We start from the raw sequence: 1,879 nt of genomic DNA, 5'->3' as shown, positions 1-1,879 counted from the left end.
TGTATCTTGCCTTATCAAGCATAGTTCCCACTTTTTCCAGTCCACCTAATGCGTCATGTTCTTCCAAGAAGTAAAAACTTTTCACAGCGGAAATCACGCCACCCTCTGTGAGCCATTGCTGTGTTTCTTCAAGAGAATTATGTAGTTTCGGTATTTGCAGTTTTAAGACTTCCACAGCCCCTAAAAAGCGTTCCCAAAACCGACACGTTTTCCATCTGCTCTTATTACTTTCATTTCTGTTTGGCACGATAAAGCGTAGATTGTTTGCCAATAGCCCGAAAGTCAGTTCCCCAAGTTCCAGCGGTCTGTCTTTGAATGTCATGGCAAAAGCATGAGCCTTATCATCACGCAGTTGCATTTCTGTCCGTTTCCAACTGCCGACTTCATCAAGTGTCTTATTATGTTTTGAACAGACTTCCTTATCTTTATCATAAAAGCGGTAGGACAATCCCGATTTACCAGCACCGATATAAACGGTCTTTGCGGTGTCGAAATCATCAAACTTGCTTTCGTCAAAGTGGTAGCCCTCACTATTCGAGATAAATTCCTCTTTTTCGCATTTCTTCTTTATCTGCTCTATGGTAAAGAATGGTTTTTCGTTCTTATCATCAATGGCAATATCAAGCCTTGTGAAGTGGAAATTATCCAGTCCATATCTTCGCTCACAACGTCGGAACATATCCCCAAAGGTATAATTCCTACTGTCGAGAATACGGAAAATATCATCACAACCTCTGCCAGTCATAACAAGATAACAGCCTAGCCCCTGTGGGTTGTCCTCTGTCTTTCTTGCGTCCCCCGATACATAAATATCTCCAATCTGCCAGCGTGCTTGATAAGTCTTGAATTTTATCGTTGCTGGATAAACATTGAAAATGTCAGTCGGTAAATCTAAAATGTGCATGATTACATCTTCAGCGGTTGCCGTTTCAAATACAATGCTGATGTAATCAATCTTAACGGATAAATTTTTGTGTGTAGTTATAGTGCATTTCTCCTTTCGTATGCCCCGTTTTTTTGCGGGGTAAAAATTGTGTTTTTTCCTTTATTTATCACAGTTTCTAGGTACTATGACATGTATACGCAGGGCGGTGTTACATATACGCCCTTTACGAACGCCTAAAGGCGTTCCCTTTCTTCCTGTGTCTGCCCCGTTCTTAACGCTCACGAGCCTTGTAAGGCTCGTGGCTAAACGGAACAGCCCCAGTCAGAAACCTTGTTTTCGGTCTGATAGTCCATGCTTATTCATGCTATCAAAGTGAAAATACATATTTTTTGTGCTTACTCAAGCGTGTGATTGACCCTAGAGTGCTTAATCACTCTATCTGATGCGATAATAACGCCATTAGAATTACTTGTCAAGAAGTTTTTGTTGACTTTTAGATGTATATTAAGTATGATATGCTTATAAATACCAAGAAAAGCAACGAAAGGAGCGGTTATACTAAGTTATGGAGCATTATGAAAAGAAAATCAGTTTCTTAGGAGAGAACATACAGACCATAAGAAAACACAGAGGAATGAAACAACAGGAACTTGCGGACAAAATCGGTATCAATATGCAGAGCCTTTCCAAAATTGAACGAGGTGTGAATTATCCTACCTTTGATACGTTAGAGAAGATAATGGACGTGCTGGGTGTAACGCCCAATGAATTATTGTCGGGAGAATGGAAGTATATTGACCACACCGAGCCATATATCATGGATATTATCAAACGGGAACAGGACTTCAATGTTTCCTTAGATTATTTGTCTGAAAATGAATTTTTCAATGATGAAAAAGAATGCAGATTTTACATGGAAACCAAACTCATACAGTATATCCATAACTACATTACCAATGAGGTTACGGAGTTAGAAGAACTTATGGAAATCAA

The 1,879-nt window shown here is 39.5% G+C and carries 2 protein-coding genes; one reads left to right on the top strand and one right to left on the bottom strand.

Annotated features, from left to right (window positions below):
• Nucleotides 1-904: replication initiation factor domain-containing protein (locus tag NE665_RS23590; RefSeq protein ID WP_256302676.1), on the bottom strand; the 904-nt coding region annotated here is incomplete at its 3' end.
• 547 nt (nt 905-1,451) lie between these two features.
• Between NE665_RS23590 and NE665_RS23585 the strand changes: the two genes are divergently transcribed.
• The coding region (locus NE665_RS23585) for a helix-turn-helix transcriptional regulator (protein ID WP_256176678.1) at nt 1,452-1,879 on the top strand (428 nt) is incomplete at its 3' end.

The organism is Clostridium sp. DFI.1.208 (assembly GCF_024463855.1).
Lineage (GTDB): Bacteria > Bacillota_I > Bacilli_A > Erysipelotrichales > Erysipelotrichaceae > Clostridium_AQ.
This window is presented reverse-complemented; position numbering and strand designations above follow the sequence as displayed.